This window comes from Undibacterium sp. YM2 (genome assembly GCF_009937975.1).
Classification (GTDB): Bacteria; Pseudomonadota; Gammaproteobacteria; order Burkholderiales; family Burkholderiaceae_D; genus Undibacterium.
The window spans coordinates 4,049,389-4,064,004 of sequence record NZ_AP018441.1; the positions used below are offsets into that span (position 1 = coordinate 4,049,389).

The 14,616-nt window shown below is 51.4% G+C and carries 13 protein-coding genes; 6 read left to right on the forward strand and 7 right to left on the reverse strand.

Annotation, left to right across the window (positions count from 1 at the left end; genetic code table 11):
- Positions 1–21 precede the first annotated feature (21 nt).
- Entirely contained in the window at positions 22–1,338 is a 1,317-nt protein-coding gene (locus UNDYM_RS18155; protein ID WP_162042287.1) for a C4-dicarboxylate transporter DctA, read from the reverse strand.
- 312 nt (positions 1,339–1,650) lie between these two features.
- Here UNDYM_RS18155 and UNDYM_RS18160 point away from each other — a divergent pair, with 312 nt between their 5' ends.
- Together UNDYM_RS18160 and UNDYM_RS18165 are read left to right on the forward strand one after the other, a co-directional pair.
- Positions 1,651–2,910, forward strand: a complete 1,260-nt coding sequence (locus UNDYM_RS18160; RefSeq protein WP_162042288.1) for an allantoate amidohydrolase — start codon at positions 1,651–1,653, stop codon at positions 2,908–2,910.
- A gap of 43 nt (positions 2,911–2,953) precedes the next feature.
- Entirely contained in the window at positions 2,954–4,177 is a 1,224-nt protein-coding gene (locus UNDYM_RS18165; RefSeq protein WP_162042289.1) for an ArgE/DapE family deacylase, read from the forward strand.
- A gap of 97 nt (positions 4,178–4,274) precedes the next feature.
- Here UNDYM_RS18165 and UNDYM_RS18170 read toward each other — a convergent pair whose 3' ends face one another.
- Positions 4,275–4,490 (reverse strand): hypothetical protein, encoded by a 216-nt coding sequence (locus tag UNDYM_RS18170; protein WP_162042290.1) that lies wholly within the window; start codon positions 4,488–4,490, stop codon positions 4,275–4,277.
- A gap of 417 nt (positions 4,491–4,907) precedes the next feature.
- Between UNDYM_RS18170 and UNDYM_RS18175 the strand changes: the two genes are divergently transcribed.
- From UNDYM_RS18175 to UNDYM_RS18185, 3 genes are all read left to right on the forward strand, one after another.
- Positions 4,908–5,597, forward strand: a complete 690-nt coding sequence (locus UNDYM_RS18175) for a M949_RS01915 family surface polysaccharide biosynthesis protein (protein WP_162042291.1) — start codon at positions 4,908–4,910, stop codon at positions 5,595–5,597.
- 95 nt (positions 5,598–5,692) lie between these two features.
- Positions 5,693–6,616: a prolipoprotein diacylglyceryl transferase gene (locus tag UNDYM_RS18180; protein ID WP_162042292.1), complete on the forward strand. Its 924-nt coding sequence runs from the start codon at positions 5,693–5,695 to the stop codon at positions 6,614–6,616.
- Positions 6,617–6,713: 97 nt separating this feature from the next.
- Positions 6,714–7,427, forward strand: a complete 714-nt coding sequence (locus tag UNDYM_RS18185; RefSeq protein ID WP_162042293.1) for a M949_RS01915 family surface polysaccharide biosynthesis protein — start codon at positions 6,714–6,716, stop codon at positions 7,425–7,427.
- 36 nt (positions 7,428–7,463) lie between these two features.
- Here UNDYM_RS18185 and UNDYM_RS18190 read toward each other — a convergent pair whose 3' ends face one another.
- The 4 genes from UNDYM_RS18190 to UNDYM_RS18205 form a co-directional block, all read right to left on the reverse strand.
- A complete protein-coding gene (locus tag UNDYM_RS18190; RefSeq protein WP_162042294.1) occupies positions 7,464–8,819 on the reverse strand; it encodes an MFS transporter in 1,356 nt (451 codons plus the stop codon).
- Between the two features lie 431 nt (positions 8,820–9,250).
- Positions 9,251–9,580, reverse strand: coding sequence for an STY0301 family protein (locus UNDYM_RS18195; protein WP_162042295.1), 330 nt, complete (start codon positions 9,578–9,580; stop codon positions 9,251–9,253).
- 213 nt (positions 9,581–9,793) lie between these two features.
- A complete protein-coding gene (locus UNDYM_RS18200; protein WP_162042296.1) occupies positions 9,794–11,767 on the reverse strand; it encodes a U32 family peptidase in 1,974 nt (657 codons plus the stop codon).
- Between the two features lie 112 nt (positions 11,768–11,879).
- Positions 11,880–12,215 (reverse strand): hypothetical protein, encoded by a 336-nt coding sequence (locus tag UNDYM_RS18205; protein WP_162042297.1) that lies wholly within the window; start codon positions 12,213–12,215, stop codon positions 11,880–11,882.
- Here UNDYM_RS18205 and dacB point away from each other — a divergent pair.
- Positions 12,214–13,578 (forward strand): D-alanyl-D-alanine carboxypeptidase/D-alanyl-D-alanine-endopeptidase, encoded by a 1,365-nt coding sequence (dacB, locus tag UNDYM_RS18210; protein WP_162042298.1) that lies wholly within the window; start codon positions 12,214–12,216, stop codon positions 13,576–13,578. The two genes, UNDYM_RS18205 and dacB, sit on opposite strands and share 2 nt — an antisense overlap.
- Positions 13,579–13,600: 22 nt before the next feature.
- Here the strand turns inward: dacB and UNDYM_RS18215 are convergent, their stop codons facing one another.
- Positions 13,601–14,482, reverse strand: coding sequence for a hypothetical protein (locus UNDYM_RS18215; protein ID WP_162042299.1), 882 nt, complete (start codon positions 14,480–14,482; stop codon positions 13,601–13,603).
- Positions 14,483–14,616 lie beyond the last annotated feature (134 nt).

Sequence of the window (14,616 nt, forward strand, 5' to 3'; positions counted from 1 at the left end):
GTCAGTGCATGAAAAACTGCATCATCCCGCCGCCAGCTCTGTCTTGCTGTTCGCCAGATCATAACTGGCAATCGCAGCAGTATCGCCATTCAAGACCGCATGGGCACGGCTTCTGTCTATGTCTTTTTCCCATGCGGCGACGACAACGGTAGCAACGCAGTTGCCGATCAGGTTGCCGAGAGCACGGGCGATGCCGATGAACCAATCGACAGACAGCACCAGCACCAGGCCCACTACCGGTATCGCCGGTATGGCAGACAAAGTGGCAGCCAGGATGACGATCGCCGAGCCGGGTACGCCATGTGCGCCTTTGGAAGTGACCAGGGCAATCGCCAGTATCGCCAATAGATCAGAAAACGCCAGCGGGGTATTGGTGGCCTGGGCGATGAATACGGCGGCCAGTGTCAGGTAGATGGAAAACGCGTCTAGGTTGAAGGAATAACCTGTGGGTATGACCAGGCCAACGGTGGTATCTTTGATACCCATGTATTCCAGCTTTTTCATCACCTGTGGCAAGACAGAGTCAGACGATGCTGTCGCCAGCACCACCAGCAATTCTTCACGCAGGTATTTGATGAATTTGAAGATATTGAAGCCAGCGACTTTCAATATCGCACCGAGTATGCCAAACACAAAAATGATGACAGCGGCGTAAAACAAGATCACCAGCAAACCCAGTTGTTTCAACGAACCCACACCATATTTGCCCACGGTGAAGGCAATTGCACCAAACACGCCCAAAGGTGCCAGCTTGATGATGAAGGACATGCACTTGAAAAACACTTCAGACAGGCTGCTGATCATGTTGGCGATGGGGCGGGCTTTTTCACCGACCAGTGACAGGGCGCAGCCAAAGATCAGCGAAAACAGCAAGACCTGCAACACGTCACCCGAGGTAAAGGCGCTGACGACTGTGGTCGGGATGATTTTCATGACAAATTCGGCAAAGCCTGCGCTTTTGACCTTGTTGGCATTATCGACATAGGTGCCCAGGGTGCTGGCATCAAGCGAGGCGGGGACAATGTTCATGCCCTCACCGGGGTGGAACAGGAAAGCCAGTGCCAGGCCCAATACCAGTGCAATCGTTGTCACCACTTCAAAGTAAATCAGCGCCTTGAGGCCGACGCGCCCTACTTTCTTGAGTTCCCCTGCACCATAAATGCCATGGACGACAACACAAAAAACGATCATGGGGATGATCATCTTGATCAGTTTGATAAAGCCATCGCCTATGGGTTTGAGGCTGACGCCAAAACTGGGGTACAAGACCCCTATCAGTATCCCGGCTGCCAGGGCAATAAGCACCTGGCCAAAAAGTGATTTGTAGATACGCTGCACGATTACCTCCTGATTGACTGGTTAGCACTACTTGATGTGACTTCACTCCAACTCATTGATATATATACGAAAATTCTTGCAGACCTCACCATCAAGCCAGCTTTTCAGGAAGCGATCTGAAATCAAATATACTGCATCCAATTTTTGTATGCAATAAATGAATTCAATAGTAGAATCCAAAAAAACAGGCAAAAACAGCGACCATCCTGGCAAGCAGATGCAGGCCGTTTCCCACCAGAAACCACGAGAGCCGCCAGCCACTATGAGGCGTGCAATAAAACGCCTGAAACACCTGACAAGGAGGAGACCAGCATGTCGAGCAAGATGCATTCCTACGCGAGTTGTGGCTCGCAAATCATGAACAGGGCTGACGTATTGGCGCAACATACCGAAACACCAGGCATGTTGACGCGCACTTATCTGACCCCCGAGCATCACAGTGCTGCCGCCCAACTGGCTGAATGGATGTGCGCTGCCGGCATGAATGTACGGCGCGATATGGCAGGCAATGTCATAGGACGCTATGAAGGCCTGGAACCCGACGCGCCCACCCTGCTGACCGGCTCACATTTTGATACGGTGCGCAATGCCGGCAAATATGACGGCAACCTCGGCATCTTGCTGCCACTGGCCTGTGTAGAGCAATGGCACGCGGCGGGCAAGCGTTTCCCATTCGCGATAGAGGTCATCGGTTTCGCAGAAGAAGAAGGCGTGCGTTTCAAAGCCACCCTGCTGGGCAGCCGCGCCGCCGCAGGCACGTTCGACATGGCGGTGCTGGATAATCTGGATGACAACGGCCAGAGCATGCGCGAAGTGATGACGGCTTCCGGCTTTCATCCAGCCGGGCTGGCCAAGGCCGCGTATGACCCGGCGAGTGTGCTGGGCTTTGTAGAAGTCCATATAGAACAGGGGCCGGTCTTGCTCAATGAAGGTCTGGCGCTGGGTGTGGTCACGGCCATATCCGGTGCCACCCGCTTTATGGTCGAGGTGGAAGGTCTGGCAGGACACGCAGGCACATCCCCCATGGGCATGCGCCGCGATGCCGCCATGGCCGCAGCAGAAACCGGCCTGTATATAGAACAGCGCTGTCAGGGCATACCCGGCCTGGTTGGCACGGTGGGGCAATTCAATGTACCAAATGGTGCTGCCAATGTCGTGCCTGGCAAGGCGGTATTTTCGATAGACATACGTGCTGAGCGGGATGCCGTGCGCGAGCAGGCCGTGGTCGATGTGCTGGCGCAAATCGAGCGCATCGCAGCACGCCGCAAGGTGCAATTCAATCTGCGCAAAACCCATGAAGCTGCCAGCGTGCCTTGTGCGCCTTGGCTACAACAGCAACTGGCTGATTCCATTACTGATTGCGATGTAGCCTTACGCCACCTGCCCTCTGGTGCTGGACATGATGCGATGGCAATGGCCGCAATCTGCGATGTTGCCATGCTGTTTGTACGCTGCGGCAATGGTGGTATCAGCCATCACCCGGATGAAATCATGACGGCAGAAGATGCCACACTCGCCGCGCAAGCCTTTGTCCATTTTGTTGAACACTTTCAATCGAGGCGTCGAGCATAAGACGCCCAATCACACTCAACACTCACCATGAAAGCTCTCCACCATGAATAATTACGAACAACTCGACGCCTGGATAGACACGCACTTTGACGAGCAAGTCAAATTCCTGCAAGAACTAATACGTGTTCCGACTGATACCCCACCCGGCAATAACACCCCGCATGCAGAACGCACCGCCGATCTGCTGCAAGACATGGGTATCAGCGCAGAAAAGCATGCTGTACCAGACAATGAAGTCAAAGAAGCAGGCCTGCAAAGCATCACCAACCTGCTGGTACGCCGCCAGTATGGCCCTGGCAAGACCGTGCTGCTGAATGCGCATGGCGACGTGGTGCCACCGGGCGAAGGCTGGACTAAAGACCCATACGGCGGTGAAATAGAAAACGGCAATATCTATGGCCGTGCTACGGCGGTCAGCAAATGTGATTTCTCGACTTACACCTTTGCCCTGCGTGCCCTCGAAGCAGTGGCCAAACCAACAGCAGGCACGCTGGAGTTGTTATTTACTTATGATGAAGAATTCGGCGGTGAAGTCGGCCCCGGCTGGATGTTGAAACACAACTTGATCAAGCCTGACCTGATGATAGCCGCAGGTTTCTCTTACCAGGTCATCACAGCGCACAACGGTTGTCTGCAGATGGAAGTGACGGTACACGGCAAGATGGCACATGCCGCAATCCCTGATTCGGGTGTCGATGCCTTGCAGGCAGCGGTCAAAATCCTGAATGCCCTGTATGCGCAAAACACGCTGTACAAACAAGTCACTTCCAAAGTCGAAGGCATCACCCACCCTTATTTGAATGTGGGAACAATCGAAGGTGGCACGAATACCAATGTCATCCCAGGCCGCGTCACATTCAAACTTGACCGCCGCATGATACCGGAAGAGAATCCGGCAGAAGTCGAAGCGACTTTGCGCAAAGTCATCAGCGATACTGCGGCTGAGTTGCCACGCATCAGCGTTGATGTAAAACGCATCTTGCTGGCAAATTCCATGCGACCATTACCGGGCAATGCGCCTTTGGTAGAGGCAATACAAAAGCATGGTGGGACTGTGTTTGGTGAGGCGATTCCTGCGCTGGGTACGCCTTTGTATACCGATGTACGCCTGTTTTCGGAAGCAGGCATGCCTGGCGTCATCTATGGTGCTGGGCCACGTACCGTGCTGGAGTCCCATGCGAAACGGGCGGATGAGCGTTTGAATCTGGAAGATTTACGCAAGGCCACCAAGGTCATTGCGCGTAGTCTGGCGGATTTGCTGGTGTGATGCCGGGTTGCACTTGTTAAGCTAAATCAAACTCAACAGGCATGCGATCACACTGTATGTGTATCGCATGCATGTTGGCCGGGTGCATGTGTTTGACTCAGGCTAACTGATTTTTTCTGTCCGCAGCTATTGCCTGGTTACGGGCAATTTCCAACTCCATCGCTTTCATCTTTTCCTGATGTTCCATAGTACGCTGTTGCAAGTCAGTTTCGTGCTGGCTGGTCTTGATCCAGGCATGGCAGATCGAGTAAGCGATGGCAACAGCAAATGCACCGAGGGGAACGATTTGGGAATAAGACAGTATATCGGACATGATGTTTTTCCTTGCTTGGTTGATGGAGACGTTAGTGGACTGTAACAGTGGAAATCGGAGTGCCTGTCATGTGCGCGACGATCATGGCTGCGTTGCAAATACTCGCGATAGCCTCGCTATCGCTGTGTTTTGCGTCTTGCCCTGATGCGCCGGGCACATGCCCTTCACTCTCGATTCCACTGTTACAGTCCACTAGTATAGAGAAGCAAAGTCAGGTGCATAAGTAGCGGCTGTAAGCAGTATTGCATGACATTTGTCATGCCCACACCCTTGTCTGGTGAACAGCAAGGTTGGGAAGCAAAGTACAGGCAAAAACTGTTACTGCAACAAAGTAATACAGGTGTTACAGAGTTTTCTTGCTAAGCTAAGCGCCCTGATCAAAGAATCAATAAGGCGCGAATAGCGCCAACTGCTGCCATGAAATATCTGCTCCCCCTGTTTTTCCTGTTACCTGCGCTCGCTTTTGGCCAGGGCAAGGATGGCAAAGCCACCTGTGCTGATGCGCGCCTGCTACAGGCAGAAACATTGAAAAAATCCGGCATTGTCCTGCCGGTGTTCAAGCATTACTGCTATAGCGACCAGTCTGGCAACTATGTACTTTATCTGACTGAAAAGCAGGATGTAAGGCAGGATATAAAGCAAGGTGAAGAAAAACTGGCCAGCGCTGTAGAAGCGCACCTGCTGAAGATAGAGGCTGACAAGTCCCTGAACAGTATTGCCAGCATACGTGACAAGGCGAATGCTGATGAAGCGGGCATGGAATTTTGGAGCAAGCTGACAGAAATCAGCGACATCGATAATGATAGCAATATTGAGCCCATCCTGGTCTATCGCTTTTACAACAAGGATGAGACGAAGATAGATCGCGATGCTTTTTCAGGACGCATCAAGATCATCATGCTGTATAAGGGAAGCAAAGTCGTCATACGTGCCATCACGGGTAATCTGGATGGCGAACGCAAGACGACAGCGACTGAGAACTTCTTCACTTTGCCTGCCTCAGTGCAAAAACACCTGGTGAAGAAAATGACTGGCATGTACAGGGATAATCTGTATGGCTTCGATAATAGTTATCAATTCGTGCCGAGAAAATCGATGGGAAATTAGGCTATCCACGAGCCTCACTACAAAATCAAGCTCGAAATACGTGCTGAGATACCCCATGTTAAGATAAAAAAATCATCTTTTGACTAAAGACTCAAATGGCCTTTCCCTATTTGACAGATGTAGTACGCAGTCTGTTTGGCATTTCGCTACCACTGCCTATCCCCATGTTTGGCCTCTTCGTTGCTATTGCCATGCTGGTTGCTGCATATACGCTCAAGCGTGAACTGCAGCGCAAGCACAGTAATGGGCAAATCAGTAATGCCAGAATGAAGAGCAAAAATGAAAGGGGCGTCAGTACTGTGATAGAAGTGCCACCGCAAGAAATCGTCGCCGATCTCAGCTTTGTGGTCATGCTGGCCGGTATTGCTGGTGCCAGGCTATTTCATATATTTGAACATACCGACGAGTTCATGGCCAGCCCGTGGGCGATGATATTCACCACGTCTGGTCTGAGTATTTTTGGCGGACTGATCGCAGGTACGCTGGCTGGCCTTTACTGTGTCAGACGGTGGCAATTGGCCTTGCGCCCCGCGCTTGATGCGGCAGCACCAGCGATGATGCTGGGCTACGCCATAGGCCGCATCGGTTGCCAGGTATCTGGTGATGGTGACTGGGGCAGCGTGGCAAACCTGGCGCTCAAACCAGACTGGCTGCCGCTATGGGCATGGGCGCAAACCTATGACAACAATATCGTCGGTGCCATAATTGCAGCACCAGGCGTTTACCCCACACCCATGTATGAAGTTTTGATGAGCATGGCTTGCTTTGCCTTGTTATGGGCTTTCAGGAAAAATCGCTTCCACGCTGGATGGCTGTTTTCCATGTATATGTTGCTGGCTGGGGTAGAACGTTTGCTGATAGAAAAAATCCGCATCAATCCTGTATTCGATGTCCTTGGCATCCATGCGACGCAGGCAGAATTTATCTCCGGTGCCCTGATTGCTGCCGGACTTATCGGTATGCTGATATTGCGCAAGCGCTTGCCAGCATTGCCCGTGACTGACGCAATGGCGAAATAGCCCGGTTTGCTACCAATACCATTCTTAACATTGACACCTGGCTAGCGTTTGTCTTGCCAATATATTTTTATTCCGAATGTCTGACAACGTTCCACTTATGAAACTGACTTCAATCGTTTTCCTGACTTTTTTATTGCCATCCCTCGCGTGGAGTCAAACCAAAATTGGAAATACGGGCTGCGCCAATGACGCTATGTTATTGAGTGCAGATACTTTAAAAAAATCAAAAATACAAATACCTGTAGTCCGACACTATTGCTACAGCGATAAAACGGGTAATTATGTACTTTACCTGGCTGAAAAGCAGGACCTGCCCTACGCATCCAGAAATTTGTCCACCATCATTGAGACACATCTGTTCAAGCTGGAAAACGACCAGACCCTGAGTTCGCCCATCATCATACGTGACAGCGCCAAACGCCCTGGCGTCATAGAAAATGAAGCTGGTGTGACATTCTGGCAGCAGCATACCGAGATTAAGGATATTGATGCAGATGGCAACATGGAAGCCATTTTGGTATATCGCATATACGCTGAAGATGACTTGAAAATACGCGACGACCCTTATTTTGGCCGCCTGAAGATCGTCATGTTTTACAAGGGCAGCAAAGTGGTGATACGGGCTACAACCGGCCCTTATCATGGCGATGCGTTCACGACGGCAAGCGAGAATTTCTTTTCCTTGCCAAAATCCATACAGGAATATCTGGCAAGGAAAATGAAGAAGATGTCTGAGGACAAACTCTTCGCCTTTGATAACAAACACGACTATATGCCGTTGAAAGTGCGCGAGCCTTACAAAGAGTTTTGAGTGCAGCTTCTGGCGAATTCGCTACCCACTTTTTCTTTAAGCGGTGACTGGTTTGAATTCCATGCGCTTGATATCACCGACAATAAACACATAGCAAAAAATAGCGATGGCAGCATTGGCAGCGACAAAAACCAGGGCGCCGGCAAATGAACCAGTCGCTTGCAGGATATAACCAATGACGATGGGCGTAGTAATACCGGCGACGTTGCCAAAAGTATTGAACAGCGCACCACTGAGGCCACCCGCTTCTTTTGGTGCTGTGTCGGAAACTACCGCCCAACCAAGAGCGCCTATGCCTTTGCCAAAGAATGCCAGTGACATGGTCGCAATGACGATTGCATCTGTGCTGATGTAATTGCAGAAGATCATGCTCATCGCCATCAACAGGCCAATAACTATAGGTGTTTTTCTGGCCTTCGACAAAGACACACCGGCCTTAATCATGCGGTCAGAAATAATACCGCCGAGTACCCCACCAATAAAGCCTGCGATAGCGGGTATGGCTGCGACGAAACCTGCTTTGAGAATAGTCATGTGCCGCTCTGTCACCAGATACACCGGGAACCATGTCAGGAAAAAATACGTCAGCGTATTGATGCAATACTGGCCGATATATACCCCCAGCAGCATGCGGTTGGACAGCAATTGTTTGATGATGGAAGCAGTATCAAGCTGCTCTGCTTTTTTTGTCTGGTGCGCAGTCTCAAGATCAATCAAGGCCCCGCCATCTTTTAAATACTGCAGTTCAGCAGCATTGATGCGCGGATGCGTTTGCGGGTCGTGCAGTTTGAACTTCCAGACCACAGACATCATGATGCCCAGAGAACCCATGACATAGAACACACTGGGCCATCCCCATTGATGGACTATCCAGCCCATGAAAGGCGCAAAAATCACGGTCGCAAAATATTGCGCAGAATTGAATATCGCTGCAGCCAGCCCGCGCTCACTGACAGGGAACCAGGCAGATGCAATACGGCTGTTACCAGGAAACGATGGAGCCTCTGCCGCACCAACCAGCAGGCGCAGCGCAAACAGTACGGCAATCGCCGCCGCCCCCGACAGAAAACCCACCAGGCCCATGAGCATCGTAAAAAATGACCACAGAAAGATACTGAAGAAATAAGTCCCCTTGGAACCATATCTGTCGAGCAGCCATCCGCCAGGGATTTGCGCCAGCACATAAGACCAGGCAAACGCTGAAAAGATAAAGCCCATCTGCACAGATGACAGGCCCAGGCTCTTGCTTAACTCCGGCCCGGCGATGGAGATGGATGCACGGTCAGCATAGTTGATGGTCGTTACGATAAATAAAATCAGCAAGATACCCCAGCGGGTTCCTGTGCGTGTCTGGCTGTTCTGCCTGCCTGCTGCTAATGCTTGCGCGTCCATCCTGTCCCCATTTGTATAGTTTTTTCAGCATCACATGCGACTAAATTTCTAGTGCAATGCCAATGCCGGATTAAATATATCTAAAACTATACATTGTTATAGGACATCCTACAACTGAGAATTATAATGAAGGCCGTTTTCGGAAAACATCAACACTTGTGGATGATATTATCTTTCAGATTCATAGATAACAATTACTAATGGTGCTGTCAGGAATTATTGCTTGCTTTATTTGCCAAAATCCATGTTGTACGACAACATATAATCAACCCATAATTTCAAGAGTATCAAGCTTTGATTGGCTGTCGAAACATTATGTGGTTTCGTGCGATGCCGATCATTCTGCTTTCGGACCTATCAATTTACATCCAGCAAGCCATCACCCCACTCTGTCGCCGGGTCTCGTGAAAAGTCGCCAGTCATGACAGCATTCACTTACATTGAATACTAAACTGATTTTTCTTGTTGATTTGATAATTGCATTTGCTGATCCTTTGTTTGAGATCAACCCGCTCAACATGTCCATCGGCGTATTTGCAGAGCACCGTAACGTAGCGCTTTTGATCGTATACCGAACCCAATATCCAGTAACCTGAATGCTTGCCACTCTCTTCTGGCACCAGACTGGCAAGCTCTTCTGGTGCACCGTCGAAAACTGTAACCGAGAGGGGAAAAGAAGCATCCCGGCGTGGGCAAGTCTCTGCAGAAAATGCGGGCTGGAGCAGGCTGAATGTCAGGCACGCGCAAACCAGGCTTTTCAACTTGAATTTTATGAGCACCGCAGCTTCTCCTTAAGTGACAAAAAAGTGGCAAAAATAGTGACGATAAAAGCTGATGCAAAAAGCTTGTTCCAGCTTATCACATTGATGCGACGTGCCACTCGCCAGAATTTTCACAAACCCTGACCCACAATAGAAGAAAGGCCCAAAAAGCATTTTTACTTTTTGAGCCTGCAATTTCCATTCACTAAACCATCACACCGTCTGCGGTCTGTTCTTATGAAAGGTCACCGTACTGTATTGCACAGATGAAGGCGGTGGTGCCTGCAGGATGTGCTTTTTCATTGCGCCTATGATGTGCATCTCACACGGCTTGCAATCAAATTTGAGAGTGTATTTTTCTTCGCCTGTGACCAGGGTCATGGGTTCGGCCTTGACCTGGCCTTGTACACCTTGCACACCCTTGGCCTGTTTGGGGCAGAGGTTGAAGGAGAAACGCAGGCAGTGTTTGGTGATCATCAGCGATACTTCGCCCGGTTCTTCATGGGCTTCGTAGGCGGCGGCGATCAGTTGTACGGCGTGCTTTTCATAAAAGCTGCGGGCCTTGTGGTTGTACACGTTGGCTAAATAGCTCAGAGTTGTTTCTGGATACGCGACTGGCGGTTCGACTGCAGGCGTGCGCTCAGGGCGCTGCCATGCAGACAGGCGTGCCGCTTCGTGCGCAGTGACGGCATCACGACGCAGGGCGTTGATGACGGAAGATGGCACGAACCAGGGCTGCTGCAAATCGAGATTGACTTGCGCAGCTTCAAACATGGTGTTGCCGAGCTTGGCGAGGTTGTCGCGCAAACCAGCCTCTGCCTTATCGCGGTTTTGTGCGGGTTCCAGTGCCAGTTGCGTGCTGACTTCAGAAGTCACGCCGTCTTCATCAGTGATCTTCAGGCTCAAACCTTCTGCCTGTTCTGTCAGAGTCATATAGACAGGGATGCGGCGCTCGGCGGATTTTTTGGTCAGCGCATGTTCCCAGCGATGATCGCGGTTGCGGTTGATCAGGGTGCCGACTTTGAGGCTGACCAGATCGGCCATTTTCTCATTCGGGAATACGCGCCAGATTTCACCGTTTTCTGATGTGCCTACGCGCTCTACCGTGTTGGCCTGTATGCCTGCGACTTCGCGCTTGACCATGTAGTTGAGGCCATCGCCATTCGACATGGGTTCATTGGCTTCTATCTCAAAGAAGTTGGCGGCCAGGCGGGTCACATAACCGAGATGCAGGCCCACATATTTGGGTGAGTCGAATGCACCTATGTTATCGAGGCGGCCATTGGCAAAATAATCGGTATGGCCGCGGTGGAAGTTTTTATCGACATTGGGTGTGAAGGCAACCTGGCTATGGCCGCTGGAAGCACGCGTGAATTCTGGCCTGCGCTCTAAAATCTCATCCAGCAGCAAGCGGTAATGGGCAGTGATGTTCTTGACATAGCCCATGTCCTTGTAGCGGCCTTCTATCTTCAATGACTGCACGCCTGCATCGAGCAGGGCTTCGAGGTTGCGACTCTGGTCATTGTCTTTCATCGACAACAGATGTTTTTCATAGGCGACCACCCTGCCCTCGCCATCGCTGAGTGTATAAGGCAGGCGGCAGGCTTGTGAGCAATCGCCACGGTTGGCGCTGCGGCCATTGTCGGCATGTGAGATATAGCATTGGCCAGAGAAGGCTACGCACAATGCACCATGAACGAAGTATTCAAGTGGCGTGGCAACCTGTGCCTTGATGGCCTGTATTTGTTTGATCGTCAGTTCACGTGCCAGTACCAATTGCGAGAAACCGACATCACCGAGGAATTTGGCTTTTTCCACGCCACGGATATCGCACTGGGTACTGGCATGCAACTGTATAGGCGGGATGTCAAGTTCCAGTATGCCCATGTCTTGCACGATGAGGGCATCGACGCCGGCATCATACAACTGGTGTATCTGCTTACGTGCAGGCTCCAGTTCTGAATCATGCAGGATGGTATTCATGGTCACGAAGATGCGGGCATGATAGCGGTGGGCAAATTCCACCAGGCTGGCGATCTCGCTGATCTCATTGCTGGCATTGTGACGCGCACCAAAAGAAGGGCCACCGATATACACGGCATCAGCACCATGCAAGATCGCTTCGCGGCCTATCTCTACAGTTTTGGCGGGCGATAACAGTTCGGTCTGGTTGACAAGCAAGCTCATGGTGATGGCCGGTGACAGGGAAAGGGCGAAATTATAAAGGAAATCAAGGGCTTATGTCATATTTGCTGCTGTAACCCAGTATTAATTGAATGTTGATTAAGCAATATTTGCATTAGCAAAGCTGCTTTCTTGGGTTTACATCAATATTAAAGCCTGATTTTTGTCTTTTGCAGTGTAGATCAAGACGGGCAAATAACCAGAAGATATGTGGCGCAGACAAAATTTCATTGCACAAAAAGAACGCTTTCCTGTTTCCCTTTCTTGCCTGCTCTACAATATGGCTCAATGTCACCACTACTGTATCTATGCGCTTAGCTCCTGCCTGCCTCTTGTCCGTTTTACCCTTGCTACCTGCTTTTGCTTTCGCACAGGCCAGTTTGCCGACGACTGTTGAAGCAGCATTCAGCAGAACAAATGTGCCGGTCCAGGCATTCAGCGCAATCGTCATGCCTGCCAACGGAGGCCAGCCAGTCTTGTTGCAAGCCGCAGACCGGCCCATGAACCCGGCATCGGCGATGAAGCTGGCGACGACTATCGTAGGGTTAGAAGAACTGGGGCCGACCTTTCGCTGGAAAACGCAGATACTGGCGGACAAGAGCAGCAAAAAAGACATCTACACTGGCAACCTCTACCTGCGTGGTGGCGGTGAGCCCAACCTGACGATAGAAAAACTGGGCAGCATGTTGCGTAGCCTGCGCAACCAGGGCTTGCGCCGCCTGCGTGGTGACATCATTCTTGACCGCAGCTATTTCCAGCCTGAGCGGCCAGACATAGGTGCAGCACAATTCGATGAATTCCCCGATGCTTATTACAACGTCATACCCGATGCACTGCTGGTCAACAGCAACCTCAGCAGCATCTCTCTGGAATCAACGACGGACAAGATAGAGGCGCGCCTGAACACGCCACTGGACAAGGTCAAGATCGTCAATCACCTGCACTTCAATGAGCTGCCCTGCTCTGCCTGGGAGACCGAGTGGCAGCCGCCTGTGATAGAGACTGTCAACAACATGGCGGAAGATCCCGAGACAGATAATCCAAACGCGCCAGCCAGTAAAAAACCACTGCGTCAGACCACCAAAGCCGGGCTGGAAATCACGCTCAACGGCGGTTTTCCCAAGCGCTGCAAGATCACGAACAATATCAATATCCTGGACCGCAACCAATACCTTGCGCACCTGATACGCGCGCTGTGGCAAGAGATGGGCGGTACCTGGCAGGGCGAAGTGCGCGATGGCAAGACACCCGCCTCGGTGACGGTATTGGCAGAGCGCCAGTCCGAGCCACTGGCAGACATACTTCGCATCATCAACAAGCAATCTGACAATGTCATGGCGCGCATGCTGTACCTGACTCTGGGTGCAGAATACGCCAACAAGCAGGGCATGACTAACCTGCAGGCAGCGGACGCACGCATACGCCAATGGTTGTTCAGGCAGGGTATCAACGATGCGGGGCTGGTGCTGGAAAATGGTTCCGGCCTTTCACGAATTGAACGTATCAGCCCACAACAAATGGCGGGTTTATTGCAGGCGGCCGCCCGCAGCAACTGGTATGCAGAATTTGCCAGCAGCCTGCCGGTGGCCTCCATGGATGGCACCATGCGCCGTCGCCTCAAAGGTGGGCCGGCAGAATTGCGCGCCCGCATCAAGACCGGCACCTTGAAAGATGTGGTGGCGATTGCCGGTTATGTACGGGATATCAATGACCAGCAATGGATAGTCGCGGCGATGATCAATCATGATGAAGCCATCAAGGCAAAAGCTGCGTTGGACGAATTGATTACATGGGTGGCGGCAGGTCGCCCATAAATTTCACTACGATCCACTGCGCCTATTTGGTTTTGACCGGCTTGTCATTTGCCACGACATACTTCTGTGTATCAGCATCAAACACCAGCTTCTTCTTGCCCTTTTGTGCGGTGATGACGAAGTCATAGGTGTTGGTGCGCTCGCCCGCACTGTCGGTCATGCGGCTGATCTGGCGGTAACCGTAAGTTTTACCTGCAAATTCGACGATGAGCGGGCCGGGTGCGGCGATGCCGGGGGCGAGTTCCCACTTCGCCAGGTAGTCATAGCAATGCGGCGGGTCTTGTTCGTTTTCATGCAGGTGCAGGCGTGGGTGCTTGCCTTTGCCGGGGCGCATCATGCTTTCACATTCAGGGCCACTCTCTACATGCTTGACCAGATCGACATCCTGGTCTTTGTCAAACAATGGGGTGATCTTGTCTGCTTCTATGCGCAACAGGCGCAGCCAGACATGGACTTCGTTTTTTTCTACATGGCTGTGTTCTATCGCCATGGCAAAGTCACCTGGAAATAATTCCACCATGCTGGTCTTGCTGATGCGACCGTTGGCAGCCAGCCATTCAACCACATCCTGACGATTGGTTAGTGACCAGGCTTCACCACGGCGTTTGAACCAGTAAGCGGCAATCAAATTGGGCAAACCCGATGCCAGTGGCTCGCCCTTGACCAGCAGGACTGCCGTATCTGCATCGAGTTTTTGTACATGCAGGGCATGCATGCGCAATGCCAGTTGGGTTGTCGTGGGAATCGACGCTGGCAACTCTGCCTTTAGTTGCGGTGTCCTGATGATGTCTTTGTCGTCATTGATATCCCAGCCCTTGAACACCAGGCGCATGAGATCACGCTGCTCCAGTGTTTGCACTGACTCATTACGGGCGCAGGCCACCAGCATGCACAGGGATAGCATGAGTACTGCGTAAGCAGGGGAGTAAATGAAGCGCCAGGTTAATTGCACAAGGGAAATTCTTCTCGATGAGGCAGTCTGGATTTTAACTGATAGGCAGTGATTGAAGGTTGTTTGATGGACTAAGTATGGCTTTA

Excerpts from the sequence above, each read along its gene's own strand:
- UNDYM_RS18160 (WP_162042288.1), top strand. The coding sequence starts at position 1,651 with ATGTCGAGCAAGATGCATTCCTACGCGAGTTGTGGCTCGCAAATCATG.
- UNDYM_RS18165 (WP_162042289.1), top strand. The coding sequence starts at position 2,954 with ATGAATAATTACGAACAACTCGACGCCTGGATAGACACGCACTTTGAC.
- UNDYM_RS18170 (WP_162042290.1), bottom strand. The coding sequence starts at position 4,490 with ATGTCCGATATACTGTCTTATTCCCAAATCGTTCCCCTCGGTGCATTT.
- UNDYM_RS18175 (WP_162042291.1), top strand. The coding sequence starts at position 4,908 with ATGAAATATCTGCTCCCCCTGTTTTTCCTGTTACCTGCGCTCGCTTTT.
- UNDYM_RS18180 (WP_162042292.1), top strand. The coding sequence starts at position 5,693 with ATGGCCTTTCCCTATTTGACAGATGTAGTACGCAGTCTGTTTGGCATT.
- UNDYM_RS18185 (WP_162042293.1), top strand. The coding sequence starts at position 6,714 with ATGAAACTGACTTCAATCGTTTTCCTGACTTTTTTATTGCCATCCCTC.
- UNDYM_RS18190 (WP_162042294.1), bottom strand. The coding sequence starts at position 8,819 with ATGGACGCGCAAGCATTAGCAGCAGGCAGGCAGAACAGCCAGACACGC.
- UNDYM_RS18200 (WP_162042296.1), bottom strand. The coding sequence starts at position 11,767 with ATGAGCTTGCTTGTCAACCAGACCGAACTGTTATCGCCCGCCAAAACT.
- dacB (WP_162042298.1), top strand. The coding sequence starts at position 12,214 with ATGCCTGCCAACGGAGGCCAGCCAGTCTTGTTGCAAGCCGCAGACCGG.
- UNDYM_RS18205 (WP_162042297.1), bottom strand. The coding sequence starts at position 12,215 with ATGACGATTGCGCTGAATGCCTGGACCGGCACATTTGTTCTGCTGAAT.
- UNDYM_RS18215 (WP_162042299.1), bottom strand. The coding sequence starts at position 14,482 with ATGCTATCCCTGTGCATGCTGGTGGCCTGCGCCCGTAATGAGTCAGTG.